The organism is Streptomyces capoamus, from assembly GCF_014654935.1.
GTDB classification, from domain to species: domain Bacteria; phylum Actinomycetota; class Actinomycetes; order Streptomycetales; family Streptomycetaceae; genus Streptomyces; species Streptomyces capoamus.
Genome location: NZ_BNBF01000001.1, coordinates 72,684 through 74,802, shown reverse-complemented (window position 1 = coordinate 74,802; position 2,119 = coordinate 72,684). Strand labels below are relative to the sequence as shown.

2 protein-coding genes are annotated in these 2,119 nt (G+C 77.7%); both read right to left on the bottom strand.

What is annotated here, in order from left to right:
- A partial coding sequence (locus IE312_RS00375; protein WP_189977137.1) for a hypothetical protein occupies positions 1-466 on the bottom strand: 466 nt, incomplete at its 3' end.
- A gap of 439 nt (positions 467-905) precedes the next feature.
- Positions 906-2,119: RICIN domain-containing protein (locus tag IE312_RS38300; RefSeq protein WP_229898790.1), on the bottom strand; the 1,214-nt coding region annotated here is incomplete at its 5' end.

The following is a 2,119-nucleotide window of genomic DNA, read 5'->3' as shown; positions in this document are numbered from 1 at the left end:
GCAGGCCGGTCAACTCCGCGTCGGCCAGCAGCTGTTGCAGGAGGACGAAGGTGTTCAGCTCGCCGACCCGGCCGCCGCTCTCGCAGCCCCGGGCGATCAGCCCCCGGGCGCCCGCACGGACGGCCGCACGGGCCTGCCCCAGATCGGTCACCTCCATCAACAGCCGTGATGCAGGTGGCAGTTCGGACGCCGGCCAGGCCGCGTCCGGGGTGAGGACCACGGTGTCGACGGTGCCGGGGAGGTCCGTGGGGGTGAGGGCGCAGCGGCCGGTCACCCGGATGCCGAAGGGGCCCGGTGCGGCCCGTCTCAGCCGGGACAGCTGTTCGCGGGATCTTCGGTCGCCGGTGCCCAGGTCCAGGACGCCGAGGGCGCCGGCCGCGGTGGCGGTGGCGGCGAGGGCGGCGTCGGGTTCCCCGAACGGGGTGAGGCACAGGATCAGGTCGTGGGCACGCACAGGGGAGGTCATGATGCTCCGGCACGATCGGCGGGGACAGCACGGTGGGGGGTACGCGCGGCGAGACACTCTGGTGCGAGGGCAACGGAAACTAGCGAGGTCCTTACTCGCGGGTCAATAACGGCGCAGCCTTTGAATGTGCGGGGGCGTCGATCCGGCCAGCACACCGAATTCCGCGCAAGCGGCGCGAAATCCAGCGATTCCCAGCACCGGCGCGGGTGCGGGACCGCCCGGCCGCCTCCGCGGGCAGCCGGCACAAGCCGGGCGAAACCGTCCACCGTCCCCGCCGTGCCCACGTCCGCTCCGGGCGCGACCGGACATGCGGCCGCCTTCTGTAAATTCCGAATGACGGCGGCCCGGTGGCTCGAACCGGGCCGACGGGAAACGGACAACGGGCTCGGTGACGCCCTTCGGACGGGGACGCCCCGTGCCGGGCGCCCCCGTCCGCGGGTCAGCCGAGCACCACCCGCACGGCCCCCGCAGCGACACCGCCGTCCCCGGTGACCGACCGGGTCGGCATGCCGGCGACCTGCCCCGACAGCTTCCCGGCGACCGGCCCCGACAGCTTTCCGGCATCCGGTCCCGTCAGCGTGCCGGCGATCGGGGCCACGAGCTCCCCGGTCCGCTGGACGACGCCGGCCCCGGCGGCCGGCCGCTCCGTCCGCGCGGCGCGGACCTGCGCGACCCGCGGCGCGGCCCGCTCCCCCGTGAGCCCCGGTTGCGCGCGCGAGGGGCCGCGGTCCCCGGTACCGGGCACCGGAGTCCGCCCCGGCCCGCGCGTCGCCTGCCCCGGCCGCCCGGCCCCGGCCAGGCCGTGCCGGACACGCGCGTCCGGCACGGCGTCGGCAGACGGTCGCCCGCCGGCCGCCGGTTCCAGGACCCACCGCTGCCGGGCCGAACCGTCGCGTCGCGCCACCTCGACCCGGGTGGCGGAACGGCCGGGTCCGGCCGCGAGGGCCAGACCGTGGTGGCGGCGCGGCAGGATCTCACCGCGGACGGTGACGTCGTACGACACCTCCTTGGCCGGTCCGCCGCACTCTGCCAGCGAGACGCCCTTCGTACCGGGGGCGGCGGCGAGGCACAGGGCGGGGTCGGCGGCGCTGCGCAGCAGGCCGTCCTCCCGGTACGACCACTGCTGGGCCGGGGCTGCCGTGCACGGGGCGAGGCGGACACCGGCGCCCGCCTCGGCCCGGTCGCCGCGCACCTCCAGGCAGCGCCCGGAGGCGAGGCCGCGCAGGGTGCTGTCGGCCGGATCGGCGCCTTGCGGCCGGCCGACGGAGGCGGAGGCGGCCGAGGGGCCGGGGCGGCCACCGGTGCCGCTCGGCCGGGGGCTGCCGGCCGCGGGGGCGCCCCAGGTGGCGGCGGGCCCGGGGACACCGTTGTCAACGGACCAGCCGCGGGCCACGAGGACGGTGGCGAGCAGGGCGAGGGAGGTGAGTCCGACGCCGACGGCGAAGGCCTTGCGGTGACGGTTCTGCGGTCCGGTGCGGTGCCGGCCGCCGGACGACGGCGGAGCGGCCGGCGGCTCCTCCGGGTCCGACAGGGGCGGCCACGGCCCGGGGGCGCCGCGGCCGGGCCGGGAGTCGAGGTAGCGGCGGGCGCCCCAGCCGAGCACGGTCTCGGCGAGCAGCAGCGGCAGGCCGCCGTCGAAGTGGCCGAGCTGTT